Source organism: Pseudomonas sp. KH_021, assembly GCF_057838865.1.
Map to the genome: position 1 here is coordinate 1,368,007 of NZ_CM174477.1, position 15,466 is coordinate 1,383,472.

Sequence of the window (15,466 nt, forward strand, 5' to 3'; positions counted from 1 at the left end):
TATGCCGTAACTGAATACACCACACAGCAGTGGGCCGCCAGATGGCGGCCCAAGGTTTACAGCGCCTATGCGTTTCTAGTTGGTGTAGACAGGGCCCACGCCCAGTCCCCAGACGATGACTGTAAAGGCCATGATGGCCACGAGCACGACCAGGCCAACGGCCAGGACCGAGCTTGAGAAGAGAAACCCTTCATCGGAGGGGATGTTCATGAACGTGGGCAGCCCGACATACAACAGGTAAACCGTGTAGCAAATGGCGGCAGTGCCAACGATCATCCCTAGCCACAGGTGTGGGTAGAGCGCCGCCAGGCCGCCAATGAAGAGCGGGGTGGCGGTGTAGGTGGCAAATGCGATGCAGCGGGCGAGGGATGGATTGGCGTCGTAGGTGCGAGCCATCCAGTGAATGAACGCACCCATGACCGCGACGCCGCCCAGCATCGCGAGGTACGACATAATGGTCATCCATACCGCGCTTTCTGTGGTCAACATGACCGGAGCGCGGCTACCGATGACCCAACCCACCTGGGTTGTGCCTATAAACGCCGACACGGCCGGAATGGCGGCCAATATCAACGTATGGGTCAGGTACATGTGGCTGATGCTTTCCTCTTCGCCACGAATTTCTCGCCATTCCTGGTCAGGGTGGGTAAAAAGCCCAAAAACATGATGAATCATTGCCAGATACTCCTTACCTTGATGCCATCGCCCCCCAGAGGAGCATTTACTGGCCCAGCGGCCGAAAGGATTGATCAGGCCACGTGTTCGATGTGGTCTTACTTGGCAGTATAGGAAAGGACTTCGCCACAATTAGCCGGTCGTTTAGAGCAAATTGCGCTGTCAGGGGGTGGGTTAATCGCCTTGCAGTATTTGCCACTCATTCACGCATCGCCGACCGGCAGGGCCTACGCCCCACGCCGGTTTATGGGTAAAATAGTCGGCTTTTGTCACACCTCGCGGATCTCAAGCGCTATGGGCACCCTTTCGGTCAATCAGAACAAACTGCAGAAACGCCTTCGCCGCCTGGCGGGGGAAGCCGTCGCCGATTTCAACATGATCGAGGACGGCGACAAGGTCATGGTCTGCCTGTCCGGCGGCAAGGACAGCTACACCATGCTCGACGTTCTGCTGCATTTTCAGAAAGTGGCGCCGATCAAGTTCGACATCGTCGCAGTCAACATGGACCAGAAACAGCCGGGCTTCCCCGAGCATGTGCTGCCGGCCTACCTTAAAGAGCTGGGCGTTGAGTATCACATCGTCGAGAAGGATACCTACTCGGTGGTCAAGGAGCTGATCCCGGAAGGCAAGACCACCTGCTCGCTGTGTTCGCGCCTGCGTCGCGGCACGCTGTACACCTTTGCCGATGAAATCGGCGCGACCAAGATGGCCCTGGGGCATCACCGCGACGATATCGTCGAGACCTTCTTCCTCAATATGTTCTTCAACGGCAGCCTCAAGGCCATGCCGCCCAAGCTACTGGCAGACGACGGCCGCAACGTGGTCATCCGCCCGCTGGCCTACTGCGCCGAGAAGGACATCCAGGCCTACTCCGACTTCAAACAATTCCCGATCATTCCGTGCAACCTGTGCGGCTCGCAGGAAAACCTGCAACGCCAGGTGGTCAAGGACATGCTGGTGGAGTGGGAGCGCAAGTCGCCCGGCCGTACCGAGAGCATCTTCCGGGGTCTGCAGAACGTCGTGCCTTCGCAACTGGCCGACCGCAACCTGTTCGACTTCGCCAACCTGCGCATGGACGAAACCGCCACGCCGCGTTTTCTCAATGTGCTGAACATCTGACGGCGGGGCCGCATGCGCGACTACCAATGGCTGCACGAGTACTGCCTGAATCGCTTCGGCTCGCCAGCGGCTCTGGAGGCTCACTTGCCGGTGCCTGCCACGCCTGCGCAACTGCGCGACTTGCCGGACGACCGCTACCTGTCGACCCTGGCCTTGCGGGTGTTTCGCGCAGGGCTCAAGCACAGCCTGGTGGACGCCAAGTGGCCGGCTTTCGAGCAGGTGTTCTTCGGCTTCGACCCGCAAAAGGTCGTGTTGATGGGCGCCGAGCACCTGGAGCGGCTGATGCAGGACACGCGCATCATCCGCCACCTGGGCAAGCTCAAGAGCGTGCCGCGCAATGCCCAGATGGTGCTGGATGTGGCGAAGGAGAAAGGCAGTTTCGGCAACCTGATTGCCGACTGGCCGGTGACCGACATCGTGGGCCTTTGGAAATACCTGGCCAAGCATGGGCATCAGCTGGGCGGCCTGTCGGCGCCGCGCTTCTTGCGCATGGTCGGCAAGGACACGTTCATCCCCACCGATGACATGGTCGCCGCCCTGATTGCCCAGGACATCATCGACAAGCAGCCCACCAGCCAGCGCGACCTGGCGCTGGTCCAGGGTGCTTTCAACCAGTGGCATGCCGACAGCGGCAGGCCAATGTGCCAGCTGTCATTGATGTTGGCTTATACGGTCAACCACTGACCGGCTCACCTTCGCCCGCCATCCGGCGATCGTGCTGAAAGCGCCAGCGCACATACAGCAGCGCGCTGATGAACAGCCCCAGGCTCAGCAGCACCTCGATCCAGCCGAACAGCGTTCGGCTCGGGTCGAAGGCGGCCAGCACACCCTTGATGAAGTACAGGTTGACCACGAAGCAGGCCCAGGCATGGGCGCGGGCGCTGCCCAGCAGCATGCCGGGCAACAGCAGCGCCAGTGGCACCAGTTCGATCGCCAGGATGACACCGACGCGGGCGCCATGCAGGTCGGCGAACAGCAGGTTGTTGACGATCAACAACCCTATCAGCGCACAGAAAAACACCAGGCTCAGGCCGCGGGTCAGGCGCAGACGGGGCGCCAGCCAGTGCAGCGGTGGCAAAACCTTGGGTTTCTTAGCCACGACCGTTCTCCAGTAATTTGGCCGTGGTGGCCAGGCGTTGGCCCAGGGCGCGGCAAAGACTGACTTCGTGCTCGTCCAGGCCGCGCTTGCCGTCAGCCCCGGCGTGATGGCTGGCGCCATAGGGGGTGCCGCCGCCGCGGGTATCGAGCAGCGCCGACTCACTGTAGGGCAGGCCCATCACCAGCATGCCGTGGTGCAACAGGGGGAGCAGCATCGACAACAGGGTCGTCTCCTGGCCACCGTGCAGGCTGGCGGTGGAGGTAAAGGCCGCTGCGGGCTTGCCGACCAGTTCGCCACTGAGCCACAGGCTGCTGGTGCCATCGACGAAGTACTTGAGGGGTGCGGCCATGTTGCCAAAGCGCGTTGGGCTGCCCAGGGCCAGGCCCGAGCAGTGGCGCAGGTCATCGAGGCTGGCGTACAGCGCACCGGTCGCGGGGATATCCGGGGCCACGGCTTCGCATTCGGTAGAGATCGACGGCACCGTGCGCACGCGCGCCTCCAGCCCAGCCAGCTCGACGCCGCGGGCAATCTGCCGGGCCATTTCGCTGGTGGAGCCGTGGCGGCTGTAGTACAGCACCAGAATGTAGGGAGCCGTCACGCCAGGATCTCCAGCACTTTTTCTGGCGGTCGGCCAATCACTGCCTTGGCGCCTGCGACCAGGATCGGACGCTCGATGAGTTTGGGGTGGGCGACCATGGCGGCGATCAGCGCGGCCTCGTCCAGGTCAGGATTGGCCAGGTTCAGGGCCTTGTATTCCTCTTCGCCCGTGCGCAGCAGTTGGCGGGCACTGATATTCAGCTTGGCCAGCAGGCTCTGGAGGGTGGCGGCATCGGGTGGGGTTTCCAGGTAGCGCACCACGGTTGGGGTCAGGCCACGGGCTTCTAGCAGCTCCAGTGCGCCTCGGGATTTGGAGCAACGCGGGTTGTGATAAAGCGTCAGATCGGTCATGTGCAGGTCGCTTCTGGGCTAAAGTGGCAGCTATTCTAACCATGCCGGGACCTGGCCTGAACCGCAGGCGGTGATTGGTCGCGGTTAATTTGTAATTTTGCTGAAAACTCAGGAAGGATTGAGCCATGACGAGGCGTTTCGCGACAGCATTGGCAGTCACTGCGAGCTTGTTGTTGGGTGGCTGTGGCGCAGACTACGGGGTCGACCAGAACGGCCAGGTGGTCGCGGCCAAGCAATTGGACGGCCAATGGGTGGTGGTCAATTACTGGGCAGAGTGGTGCGGGCCTTGCCGTATCGAAATCCCGGAACTCAATGCGTTCGAGCAGAAGATGCAAGGGCAGGGCGTGAAGGTGGTCGGGGTGAACTTTGACGGTTTGCGTGGCGATGAGCTGAAAAAAGCCAGCGACACCCTGGGTATCCAGTTCACCGTATTGTCGGAAGACCCGGCTGACCGTTTTGAATTGCCGCGTAACGAGGCGTTGCCAGTGACCTATATCATCGATGACAAGGGCAAGCTGCGCGAACAGTTAATGGGCGAGCAGACGGCCGAAGGGCTGGCGGCCAGGGTATCGGCCCTCAAGGGCGCCTGACCCTGTGGGAGCTGGCTTTGCCAGCGAATAGCCGCACTACAGATTCAGAATCTGTGTTGGGGCTATTCGCTGGCAAAGCCAGCTCCCACATCCAGAGGCTGACGGCGGCGATGCTATCGCGATGGTCCGGCATTCCGGCAAGGTCAGCTCCTACCCTCGGGCCAGAAGCGTAGCGGCTTTCCTTGCCCAGGCCAGAAGCGCAGCTGTTCGATGGGCGACACATCCCAGCGTTGCACCGTCTCCAGCGCGGCCAGGAAACGTTGCTCCTGCTCCATCAAGGCGGGCGCACAAAGCTTGCGGGTCTTGCCGACTTTGCCGAAGGTCAGCTTGTCGCCGTCCAGGCTGTAAGGCGCAAACCAGTGGTTACAGCCGGCATTGCCATACGCCCGGCCATCGGCGGCCAGGGTCAGGGTGAGATGGCTGTAATCCATCAGCGGCCGTTCACCGATCCACTCCAGCACATAGCTGCGCTCCTGTTCGAGCTTGAGCGGTTGGTCGGCGCAGCCCAGCAACAGGCTGGCGCAGACACCCAGCAGCACCATGGCTTTCACTGGGCTTGCTCCCGGCATTTCGGGCAGCGGTGTTTATCGCCGTGAAGCGTCCACCCCAATTCCTGAATGCGCGCGCTGGCGGCAGGCTTTTGTGCCTTGGTGCCCAGCTTGGCATCGACCGCGAACTCGAAATCGAGTTCGGCCTGGCACTGGTCGCACTGCACTTGCCACTGGTGGATCGCCAACTCACCGAACACCGGCCCACGGGCCACGGCCACCCATTGCCCGGCCGGGTTGATCAGGTGGCGGACCTTTTCGATGGTCAGGCGCATGGACAAGGTCTTGCTGCCCTTGAGGGTCACCAGCAAGACGTCATCGTTATGAATGGAACCACCGTTGCCTGTGACCTGATAACGGCCTGGCGCCAGGGCGCGGCATTCGATCAGAGTGTGGTGAGGGTTAAGCAGGCTGTAGCGAAAATCGTGTTCGACCATGGGTCCTCCAAAAACTGCGCGCTATGCTAGCACGCCGGCCGGCTCAACTGGCGGGTAGGAGCCGAGCTTGCTCGCGATGACGTCAGCATGAGCACCGCAAAGTGCTGAGACCGAGGGGTTGCCATCGCGAGGTACCAGGGCGCGGGGGTGGTTCAGGCACCCACCCGTGCCTGCATCGCCAATCGGGCGATGGCCTGGTCGAGCTCGGCGAGGGCTTCGGTTGCGTCCGGGTCATCTTGCTTGAGCAGCGTTTCACTGCGCTGGCAGGCTGCTCGCAGCTGCGGTACGCCGCAGTAACGCGTGGCGCCATGCAGGCGGTGGACACGTTCGATAGTGGCGGTGCGGTCGCCGGACTCCCAGGCGCTGCGGATGGCTTCGCGGTCAGCTTCAAGCGAAGCCAGCAACATGGCCAGCATGTCCGCCGCCAGATCGGCCTTGCCGGCGGCCAGGCGCAAGCCCTCATCGTGATCGAGCACCTGCACCATGCCATTGTGCTCAAGCGGTTCGCCCATTCTCTCGCCGCGCTGGCCGCCCAGGTTCAGACCGGTCCATTTGAGCACCACCTGAGCTAACTGGCGATCGCTGATCGGCTTGGTCAGGTAGTCGTCCATGCCGCTGTGCAGCAAGGCGCGCTTTTCGTTGGCCATGGCATGGGCGGTCAGGGCCACAATGGGGACGGGCGCGCTCGACTGGGTGGTTTCCCAGCGGCGGATCGCCTCGGTGGTCTGGCGACCGTCCATGCCGGGCATCTGCACGTCCATCAGAATCAAGTCAAAACGATCCTGCTGCACCGCTGAGACGGCCGCAAAGCCGCTGTCGACGGCCAGCACCCGGGCACCGAGATCTTCCAGCAGGGTTTGCACCAGCAGCAGGTTGGCCGGGTTGTCGTCCACGCACAACACGTGCGCTACCGTGCCGTGATCCTGGTCAGGCTGGCCAATGGCACGGCGCGGTACGGTCAATTCCATCAGGCTGCGGCGCAGTTTGCGCGTGCAGGCAGGCTTGGCTTGAAGTTGGCTGTGGGCATTGGGGACATACGGGTGCAACAACGCCTGCTCAGTGGTCGGGCACAACACCAGCGGCTTGCAGCCTTGCTGCTCAAGGGTGTGCAGGTGCTGGCTGAGGCGCTCAGGGGGCATTTCATACACCGTGATACCCAGTACCGCCAGTTCAAACGGTGTTTCGCTGGCACGGTCGCTCACCACTTGTTTGAGCAGGTGCTCCACGGTGGCGAAGACGCTGACCTGCAAGCCGCAATCTTCCAATTGATGTTGCAGGGCCTGGCGCGCCAATTCATGGCTGTCGACAATGGCGATTCGGCGCCCCACAAGGTTCGGCACTGGCAAGTCTTCGGCATCTTCGCGGGCTCTGGGCAGGCGCAGGCTGATCCAGAATTGCGAGCCTTCCCCGGGCGTGCTGTCGACGCCGATTTCGCCGCCCATCTGCTCGATCAGGCGCTTGGAAATCACCAGCCCCAGCCCCGTCCCTCCAGGTTGGCGAGACAGCGAGTTGTCGGCCTGGCTGAAGGCCTGGAACAGGTTGCGCACATCCTGGGGCGTCAGGCCGATGCCGGTGTCCTGCACACTGATGCGCAATTGCACGCTGTCTTCATGTTCATCTTCAAGCATGGCGCGAGCAACGATAGTGCCCTCGCGGGTGAACTTGATGGCGTTGCTGACCAGGTTGGTCAGGATCTGTTTGAGCCGCAGCGGGTCGCCGATCAAGGCCAATGGTGTGTCGCGGTACACCAGGCTGACCAGCTCCAGCTGTTTGGCATGGGCGGCCGGGGCGAGGATGGTCAGCGTATCTTGCAGCAGGTCACGCAAATTGAACGGGATACTGTCGAGCACCAGCTTGCCAGCCTCGATTTTGGAGAAGTCGAGAATCTCATTGATGATCCCCAGCAGGCTGTCGGCGGATTTTTCGATGGTGCCCAGGTAATCGAGTTGGCGCGGCGTGAGCTCGCTTTTTTGCAGCAGATGAGTGAAACCCAGGATGCCATTGAGCGGTGTGCGGATCTCGTGGCTCATGTTGGCCAAAAATTCAGACTTGATCCGGCTGGCCTCCAGCGCTTCTTTACGGGCCAGGTCCAGTTCGATGTTCTGGATCTCGATGGTTTCCAGGTTCTGGCGTACGTCCTCGGTAGCCTGGTCGATGCTGTGTTGCAGTTCTTCCTGGGCGTTCTGCAGGGTTTCGGCCATGCGATTGATACCGTAGGCCAACTGATCGAGCTCCGGGTTACCGAATAATGGCAGGCGCTTTTCCAGGTTGCCGTCCCGAAGCTGGGTCACGGCGTCCTTGATCTGGCTGATCGGCGCGTTGATGCTGCGGCTCATGCGCAGTGCCAGGCCTGCGGTGGCAATCAGGCCGAATCCGATCAGCATCAGGCTGGCGAACAGGCTGCGATAGCCGCGCAGCAAGGTGCCATTGTGCGACAGCTCCACTTCCACCCAGCCGAGCAACAGGTCGGTTTCGTTGGGGATTCGTTCGCCGGCCAAATCGCGATGATGGCCGAACACCGGTTGCAGGTAACGGGTGGCATCGCTGCCACTGCGCTGTAACAACAAGACACCGCCGCCGCTGGGCGCCGGGTTGAGCATACTGGGGCCTGCGTGGCCGAGGGTGCCGCGATTGGTATCCAGGAACGTGACCGCGCGTACGTCGGCTTGCTCCAGTGCCTGGGCCGCGATACGCGCCAGTTGGGCGCTATTCTTATTCGCCAGGGCGGGTGCTGCCATCGGGGCGAGCTGCTCGGTGATCATTTTGCCACGCTGCAGCAGTTGGGCCTTGAACTCAGACAATTGCGCCCAGGTGAAATACCCCCCCAGTACCAGGGCTATCAGGCTGGCTGGTAACAACGCCAGCAACATGACCCGGCCCTTGATCCCCAGTTTTTTCACACACCACACTCCTGTCCGCATTGGCTGCGCCAGAACACGGCTGGCAACCCTAGCGGGAAATTACAGCGACTGTGTTGTCATTGCACCCTTTGTAAGCGCTTTTGTCGGCCTGGGTTGCTGTATGGCACGGTTATGTTCACTATGTCGCGACTGAGAATGAATCGCGTGCGCTAATGACTCCCATAACGGTCAGTACTCCCAATATCCTTGCCATCGAAGACGATCCGGTACTCGGTGCCTTTGTGCACGACCAACTGGGCCGCTGTGGCTTTGAGGTCACCTGGTGCCAGAATGGCCGGGAAGGGCTTGCCATGGCCGAGCGTGGCAATTTTGATCTGGTGTTGATGGACATTCTGCTGCCCGGTATGAACGGCCTGGATGTCCTGCAGCAATTGCGCGAGAGCAGTGCCACGCCGGTGATTCTGATGTCGGCCCTGGGCGCCGAGGCTGATCGTATTACCGGCTTTCGCCGCGGTGCCGACGACTACCTGCCCAAGCCCTTTAGCATGGTCGAGCTGCACGTGCGTGTCGAAGCGATTCTGCGCCGGGTTGCCCTGGAACGTCGTCATGGGCAGCCCGCCCGCGTCGAATCGGGCGGGTTGCGGTTTGATGAGCAGGCGTGCGATGTGTGTCTTGAAAGTCGTTGGGCAGGGCTGACCCCCAGCGAGTTTCGCCTGCTGGATGTGCTCAACCGCCACGGCGACGAAGTGCTGAGCAAGCCATTCCTTTATCAGCATGTGTTGCAGCGCGGTTATGTGCAGCACGACCGCAGCCTGGACATGCACGTCAGCCAGATTCGTCGCAAGCTCAAGGCCATCGGCTACCTGGAGCGTCAATTGCGTACGGTCTGGGGCAAGGGCTACGTGCTCAGCGCCAGCGAGCCGGAAGCCTGAGGTGCCGGGAAAACAATCGTTATTCTGGAAACTGGCCATCCTCTTGGTGGGCTTTTGCTTGCTGATGATCTGGCTAAGCTGGTCGTGGGGCCGCTATATGGAAGTGCAGAACGCCTTCCTGTCCCGCGAGGCACGCGACGCACTGAGCGACTACGCGGCCAGCGCCGAGCAGGCTTGGCGCAATGGTCGGCAGGCGGGGGCCGATGCTTGGCTTGAGGAGGTTGGCAAGCGTGAGAGGGGTGGGGTCGCACTGGTCGGCAGCGACCTGCAATCGCTCAGCAGCCAACCGCTGTCGCCAGATGAAACCCAGCGCCTGACCTTTCTTCGTCACCTGGATTGGCCCGTCAGCCGCCGTTCCAGGGGTTTGCCGTGGCTGAAAATACCCTTTCCCCAGGACCCCTCGGCGGGCAGCCTGGTGATGCAATTGCCAGAGCGTTTTCGTCCTGGGCGTTATGCGCTGGTCTGGAAAGTGATCACCAATGGTGTGATTCCAGGCGTCTTCACCTTGTTGTTCTGCATGGGGCTTTACCGCGTCCTGATCGTGCCGCTCAATCAGTTGCGCGAGCAGGCCAATGCCTGGCGCGCCGACCAGCTCACCGCCCGCGTACCTGCCGTGACAACCCGGCGTGCCGATGAGTTGGGTGAATTGGCACGGGCCTTCGACCAAATGTCCGAGCGCCTTCAAAGCACGGTGGCCCTGCAACAACAATTGCTGCGCGACCTGTCCCATGAATTGCGTACGCCCTTGAGCCGCCTGCGAGTGGCCTGCGAAACCGAAGGGGAAGCCCAGCGTCTGCGCGAGCGTTTGGAGCGCGAAATCAACGGCATGCAGCGTCTGGTCGATGACACCCTGCAACTGGCCTGGCTGGACACCGAGCGCGCACCGTTGGCCAAAGAGTCCATCGAAGTGCCGGCACTCTGGGACATGCTCTGCGAAAACGCCTGCTATGAAACCGGCTGGCCAGCGGCGCAACTGCACTGCGCGCTGGACACCTCATGCTGGGTCCAGGGCAACCTCAACAGCCTGGCCCAGGCGCTGGAAAACATTCTGCGCAATGCCATCCGTCATTCGCCGCCACACGGCATCGTACGCCTGGATGGCCGTCGTCATGGCGAGCACTGGTTCTTGTGGCTGGAGGATCAGGGTGGAGGCGTGGCCGAAATCGAACTTGAGCGCATTTTCGACCCCTTCACCCGACTGGACGGCTCGCGCCCTGGCGATGGCGGTTTCGGCCTGGGCTTGAGCATCGCGCGTAATGCCTTGCAGCGCCAGGGCGGAACTTTATGGGCGCAGAACACCAGCGTGGGCCTGCGCCTGAACATGCGCCTGTGTGCGGTCGACACTGACTTGGGCGGATTGGGTGGATTGTAGGAGCAGACCTTGGTCGCGATGGCATCACCGCGGTTCATCGGGAAACCGCGTTGGGTATGCCAGATAGACCGCGGTGACGCCATCGCGACCAAGGTCTGCTCCTACAATTACAATTACAATCCCCAGCCCAGTGCAGTACAGGCAGGTAAGGATAGAGGGGTGGCTTATAGCCAACAGCCATAACACCCTTACTTTGCGTGATATGGGCCGCGCGCGTTTGCCGGTATGATAGGGCACCCCCGCAGTCTGGATTGCGAATACGCCATGACCCTGCAGTACCCAACCATCGCCGATTGCGTCGGCAACACGCCTCTGGTCCGCCTGCAACGCTTGCCCGGTGAAACCAGCAACACCATCCTCCTGAAACTCGAAGGCAACAACCCCGCAGGGTCCGTCAAGGACCGCCCGGCGTTGTCGATGATCAGTCGTGCCGAATCCCGCGGCCAGATCGTGCCTGGCGATACCCTGATCGAAGCGACCTCCGGCAACACCGGGATCGCCTTGGCCATGGCCGCGGCGATCAAGGGTTACAAGATGGTCCTGATCATGCCCGACAACTCCACTGCCGAACGCAAGGCGGCAATGACCGCCTACGGCGCCGAGCTGATCCTGGTCAGCAAGGAAGAAGGCATGGAAGGCGCTCGCGACCTGGCTGAGCGGATGCAGGCCGAAGGCCGTGGCAAGGTACTCGACCAGTTCGGCAACGGTGATAACCCAGAAGCCCATTACGTCGGCACAGGCCCTGAAATCTGGCGCCAGACTGAAGGCAGCATCACCCATTTCGTCAGTTCCATGGGCACCACCGGCACCATCATGGGCGTGTCCCGCTACCTGAAAGAGCAGAATCCCGAAGTCCAGATCGTCGGCCTGCAGCCGATGGAAGGCGCTGCCATTCCTGGGATCCGCCGCTGGCCTGAAGAATACCTGCCGACCATTTTCGAGGCCGAGCGCGTGGACCGTATCGTGGATATGTCCCAGGCCGAAGCCGAAGATGTCATGCGTCGCCTGGCCCGTGAAGAAGGCATTTTCTGTGGTGTGTCTTCCGGTGGTGCGGTGGCGGCGGCGTTGCGCCTTTCGCGTGAAGTGGAAAATGCAGTGATCGTTGCGATCATCTGCGACCGGGGCGACCGTTACCTGTCGACCGGCCTGTTCGACGCACCCAACTGATGGCCAAGAAACAAGCATCCGGCCTGCGTTTCCAGCCGGCAGGCGGTAGCCGCGCACCGGCGATTCCCGCGGGCAAGAAGCAGCGCCTGACCATCGAGCGCCTGGCCGGTGACGGTCGTGGTGTCGCCTTTGTCGACGGTCGCACCTGGTTTGTCGCCGGCGCCTTGGCCGGTGAAGAAATCGAAGCCCGGGTGCTCAATGCCCACGGCAAAGTCGTCGACGCGCGCGTAGAGCGAGTATTCACGGCCAGCGCCCTGCGCCGCCCGGCACCCTGCGCCCATGCCGGCACCTGTGGGGGCTGCAGCCTTCAACATGTGCCTCATGGCGAACAGGTTGCCCTGAAACAGCGCATGCTCGCCGAGCAGTTGTCGAGGGTGGCGGGCATCGAACCCGAAGAGTGGGTGGCACCCTTGCAGGGCGCCGAATTCGGCTACCGGCGGCGCGCCCGCGTGGCGGTGCGCTGGAACCCCAAGCGCCGTGCGCTTGAAGTCGGATTTCGCGCTGCGTCGAGCCAAGACATCGTCGCTATCAACGATTGCCCGGTGCTGGTACAACCCTTGCAACCGATCATGCGCCAATTGCCGGCGCTGCTGGGTGGGTTCGCCAAGCCGCAGGTGATCGGCCATGTCGAGTTGTTTGCCGGCACCGCCTTGGCATTGCTGGTGCGCCATACCGCGCCCTTGGCGGATGTCGATCGCGCACGGCTTGATGCGTTTTGCAGTGAGCAAAATGTGCAGCTCTGGCTGCAGGGCGAGGGCGAACCCGAGCCTGCCGATGCCGAGCAACGCTTAGGTTTTGAACTGGAACCGTGGGGCTTGACGCTGGCCTATCGGCCAGGAGATTTCGTCCAGGTCAACGCCCAGGTCAACACCGACATGATTGCCCAGGCGCTGGACTGGCTGGCACCCAAGGCCGATGAGCGGGTGCTCGACCTGTTTTGTGGGTTGGGCAACTTTGCCTTGCCCCTGGCGCAACGCGCCCGTGAAGTGGTGGCGGTCGAAGGTGTGGCGACCATGGTCGAGCGCGCCGCGCAGAATGCGGCCAGCAACAATGTGAATAACGCCCGATTTTTTCAGGCCGATTTATCCCAGCCTCTGGCGAGCGCCGCCTGGGCCAAAGAAGGCTTTTGTGCGGTACTCTTGGATCCACCTCGCGATGGTGCGTTCGAAGTGGTTCGAAACATTGTCTCGCTGGGTGCCAAACGGTTGGTTTATGTGTCCTGCAATCCGGCAACTTTGGCTCGCGACGCAGTCGAATTGTACAGGCAGGGCTACCGGTTGAAGCGTGCCGGAATCCTCGACATGTTCCCGCAGACAGCGCATGTCGAGGCGATGGCTTTATTTGAAGCGAGCTAGGACGCTCGTCTAATCCGACTGGCGCGCAAATGCGCGGCCCCTGCCGGCCAGCAGAGGTCTAGCCAGCGACTTCAGGCGCAGCGCAAAGCGCCGTAGGGAAGGTAAGCAAGATGGTACAGGTGAGAGTACACCAGCCGGTTAACAACGACGGCAGTATCAATCTCGATGCATGGCTAGACCATGTCGTCAGTGTCGATCTGGCGCTGGACCGGGCAGCATTGAAAACGGCTTGCGAGTTCGCTCAGCAGGTCGAGACCCAAGGCAATTTGGCTAAACATTCCTGGGCCGACGGAACCAGCAGCTTCCAGGCTGGGCTCGAAATTGCCGAGATCCTGGCCGACCTCAAGCTCGACCAGGACTCTTTGGTCGCGGCCATCATTTACCGCTCGGTACGCGAAGGCAAAGTGACCCTGGCCGAAGTCGGCCAGCGCTTTGGGAACGTGGTGTCCAAGCTGATCGACGGCGTGCTGCGCATGGCGGCCATCAGCGCCAGCCTGAGCCCGCGCCAGTCACTGGTGCTGGGCTCGCAGGTGCAGGTCGAAAACCTGCGCAAGATGCTGGTGGCGATGGTCGATGACGTTCGCGTGGCGCTGATCAAGCTGGCCGAACGCACCTGCGCCATCCGCGCGGTAAAGAGTGCCGATGACGAGAAGCGCCACCGGGTCGCTCGCGAAGTCTTTGATATCTACGCACCATTGGCTCACCGACTGGGGATCGGTCATATCAAGTGGGAACTTGAAGACCTGTCTTTCCGCTACCTGGAGCCCGATCAATACAAGCAGATCGCCAAGCTCCTTCATGAACGCCGGCTGGATCGCGAGCGCTTTATCAGCGAAGTGATGACCCAGTTGCAGAACGAGCTGCTGGCCACCGGGGTCAAGGCCGACATCAGCGGTCGGGCCAAGCACATCTATTCGATCTGGCGCAAAATGCAGCGCAAGGGCCTGGAGTTCAGCCAGATCTACGACGTTCGCGCTGTGCGTGTGTTGGTGCCGGAAATGCGCGACTGCTACACCGCGCTCGGTATCGTCCACACCTTGTGGCGACACATCCCCAAGGAGTTTGACGACTACATCGCCAACCCCAAGGAAAACGGCTACCGCTCATTGCACACTGCGGTCATCGGGCCTGAGGGCAAGGTGTTGGAAGTGCAGATTCGTACCCATGCCATGCATGAGGAGGCGGAGCTGGGAGTCTGCGCGCACTGGCGCTACAAGGGCACTGACGTCAAGCAGAGCTCCAACCACTACGAAGAGAAAATTTCCTGGCTGCGTCAGGTGCTCGAGTGGCACGAGGAGCTGGGCGATATCGGTGGCCTGGCCGAACAACTGCGGGTCGATATCGAGCCGGACCGGGTCTACGTGTTCACCCCCGATGGCCATGCCATCGACCTGCCCAAAGGCGCCACGCCGCTGGACTTCGCCTACCGGGTGCACACCGAAATCGGCCACAACTGCCGGGGTGCGAAGATCAACGGGCGGATCGTGCCGTTGAACTACAGCCTGCAGACCGGTGAGCAAGTCGAGATCATCACCAGCAAGCACGGCAACCCAAGCCGCGACTGGCTCAACAGCAACCTGGGCTACGTGACCACCTCACGCGCCCGGGCCAAGATCGTGCATTGGTTCAAGCTGCAGGCGCGCGACCAAAACGTTGCGGCCGGCAAGACCTTGCTGGAACGTGAACTCAACCGCCTGGGCTTGCCGCAGGTAGACTTCGAGCGCCTGGCCGAAAAAGTCAATCAGCGCGCTGCCGAAGACATGTTCGCCTCGCTTGGGGCGGGCGATTTGCGCCTGGCCCATCTGGTCAACGCCGCCCAGCAACTGGTCGAACCTGAGCGTGGCAACGAGCAACTGGAGCTGATTCCGCGCCAGGCCAAGGGCTACAGGCCCGGCAAGCGGGGCGATATCCAGATCCAGGGCGTTGGCAACCTGCTCACGCAAATGGCCGGTTGCTGCCAGCCATTGCCAGGCGATGCGATTGTTGGCTATATCACCCAGGGCCGTGGCGTGACCATTCACCGCCAGGACTGCGCCTCGGTGCTGCAACTGGGCGGGCGTGAGCCTGAGCGAATCATCCAGGTAAGCTGGGGGCCGGTGCCGGTGCAGACCTACCCGGTCGACATCATGATCCGCGCCTACGACCGTTCCGGCCTGCTGCGTGACGTCTCCCAGGTGCTGCTCAATGAGCGCATCAACGTACTGGCGGTCAACACCCGCTCGAACAAGGAAGACAACACTGCCCTGATGTCGCTGACCATCGAGATTCCGGGCCTGGACGCATTGGGGCGCTTGCTGGGACGTATCACGCAGCTGCCGAACGTCATCGAAACCAAGCGCAACCGCACGCCGTAACGAGAGCCA

The 15,466-nt window shown here is 61.7% G+C and carries 15 protein-coding genes; 8 read left to right on the top strand and 7 right to left on the bottom strand.

Annotation, left to right across the window (positions count from 1 at the left end; genetic code table 11):
* Window positions 1–75: 75 nt before the first annotated feature.
* On the bottom strand, window positions 76–675 hold the full coding sequence (locus tag AC3IX4_RS06445; RefSeq protein ID WP_489259758.1) for a Yip1 family protein: 600 nt from the start codon (window positions 673–675) through the stop codon (window positions 76–78).
* A 294-nt stretch (window positions 676–969) separates the two neighbouring features.
* On the opposite strand from AC3IX4_RS06445, the gene ttcA reads away from it, so the two are divergent.
* Together ttcA and AC3IX4_RS06455 are read left to right on the top strand one after the other, a co-directional pair.
* Window positions 970–1,794, top strand: coding sequence for a tRNA 2-thiocytidine(32) synthetase TtcA (ttcA, locus tag AC3IX4_RS06450; protein WP_489259759.1), 825 nt, complete (start codon window positions 970–972; stop codon window positions 1,792–1,794).
* 12 nt (window positions 1,795–1,806) lie between these two features.
* On the top strand, window positions 1,807–2,478 hold the full coding sequence (locus AC3IX4_RS06455) for a DNA-3-methyladenine glycosylase I (RefSeq protein WP_489259760.1): 672 nt from the start codon (window positions 1,807–1,809) through the stop codon (window positions 2,476–2,478).
* Here AC3IX4_RS06455 and AC3IX4_RS06460 read toward each other — a convergent pair.
* The 3 genes from AC3IX4_RS06460 to arsC are packed head-to-tail and all read right to left on the bottom strand — an operon-like array spanning window position 2,468 to window position 3,841.
* Window positions 2,468–2,893: a DUF2069 domain-containing protein gene (locus AC3IX4_RS06460; protein WP_489259761.1), complete on the bottom strand. Its 426-nt coding sequence runs from the start codon at window positions 2,891–2,893 to the stop codon at window positions 2,468–2,470. The two genes, AC3IX4_RS06455 and AC3IX4_RS06460, sit on opposite strands and share 11 nt — an antisense overlap.
* Entirely contained in the window at window positions 2,886–3,491 is a 606-nt protein-coding gene (wrbA, locus tag AC3IX4_RS06465; protein ID WP_489259762.1) for an NAD(P)H:quinone oxidoreductase, read from the bottom strand. Before wrbA ends, AC3IX4_RS06460 begins: the two co-directional genes overlap by 8 nt.
* Window positions 3,488–3,841, bottom strand: coding sequence for an arsenate reductase (glutaredoxin) (arsC, locus tag AC3IX4_RS06470; protein WP_489259763.1), 354 nt, complete (start codon window positions 3,839–3,841; stop codon window positions 3,488–3,490). The genes wrbA and arsC overlap by 4 nt, the downstream gene beginning before the upstream one ends.
* A 125-nt stretch (window positions 3,842–3,966) precedes the next feature.
* Here arsC and AC3IX4_RS06475 point away from each other — a divergent pair, with 125 nt between their 5' ends.
* Window positions 3,967–4,431 carry a TlpA disulfide reductase family protein gene (locus AC3IX4_RS06475; protein WP_489259764.1) on the top strand — a complete coding sequence of 155 codons (465 nt, stop codon included), beginning with the start codon at window positions 3,967–3,969 and terminating at the stop codon, window positions 4,429–4,431.
* Window positions 4,432–4,574: 143 nt separating this feature from the next.
* Here the strand turns inward: AC3IX4_RS06475 and AC3IX4_RS06480 are convergent, their stop codons facing one another.
* From AC3IX4_RS06480 to AC3IX4_RS06490, 3 genes are all read right to left on the bottom strand, one after another.
* Window positions 4,575–4,973: an META domain-containing protein gene (locus AC3IX4_RS06480; protein ID WP_489261228.1), complete on the bottom strand. Its 399-nt coding sequence runs from the start codon at window positions 4,971–4,973 to the stop codon at window positions 4,575–4,577.
* A gap of 5 nt (window positions 4,974–4,978) precedes the next feature.
* Window positions 4,979–5,416 (bottom strand): hypothetical protein, encoded by a 438-nt coding sequence (locus AC3IX4_RS06485; protein WP_489259765.1) that lies wholly within the window; start codon window positions 5,414–5,416, stop codon window positions 4,979–4,981.
* A 152-nt stretch (window positions 5,417–5,568) separates the two neighbouring features.
* Entirely contained in the window at window positions 5,569–8,286 is a 2,718-nt protein-coding gene (locus tag AC3IX4_RS06490) for a response regulator (protein ID WP_489261229.1), read from the bottom strand.
* A 203-nt stretch (window positions 8,287–8,489) separates the two neighbouring features.
* On the opposite strand from AC3IX4_RS06490, the gene AC3IX4_RS06495 reads away from it, so the two are divergent.
* From AC3IX4_RS06495 to relA, 5 genes are all read left to right on the top strand, one after another.
* A complete protein-coding gene (locus tag AC3IX4_RS06495) occupies window positions 8,490–9,209 on the top strand; it encodes a response regulator transcription factor (protein ID WP_489259766.1) in 720 nt (239 codons plus the stop codon).
* A gap of 1 nt (window position 9,210) precedes the next feature.
* Window positions 9,211–10,581: a histidine kinase sensor domain-containing protein gene (locus AC3IX4_RS06500; protein WP_489259767.1), complete on the top strand. Its 1,371-nt coding sequence runs from the start codon at window positions 9,211–9,213 to the stop codon at window positions 10,579–10,581.
* 264 nt (window positions 10,582–10,845) lie between these two features.
* Window positions 10,846–11,748 (top strand): cysteine synthase CysM, encoded by a 903-nt coding sequence (gene cysM, locus AC3IX4_RS06505; protein ID WP_489259768.1) that lies wholly within the window; start codon window positions 10,846–10,848, stop codon window positions 11,746–11,748.
* Window positions 11,748–13,103 (top strand): 23S rRNA (uracil(1939)-C(5))-methyltransferase RlmD, encoded by a 1,356-nt coding sequence (gene rlmD, locus AC3IX4_RS06510; RefSeq protein WP_489259769.1) that lies wholly within the window; start codon window positions 11,748–11,750, stop codon window positions 13,101–13,103. Before cysM ends, rlmD begins: the two co-directional genes overlap by 1 nt.
* A 110-nt stretch (window positions 13,104–13,213) precedes the next feature.
* Complete coding sequence (gene relA, locus AC3IX4_RS06515) at window positions 13,214–15,457, top strand: GTP diphosphokinase (protein WP_489259770.1); 2,244 nt, start codon at window positions 13,214–13,216, stop codon at window positions 15,455–15,457.
* Window positions 15,458–15,466 lie beyond the last annotated feature (9 nt).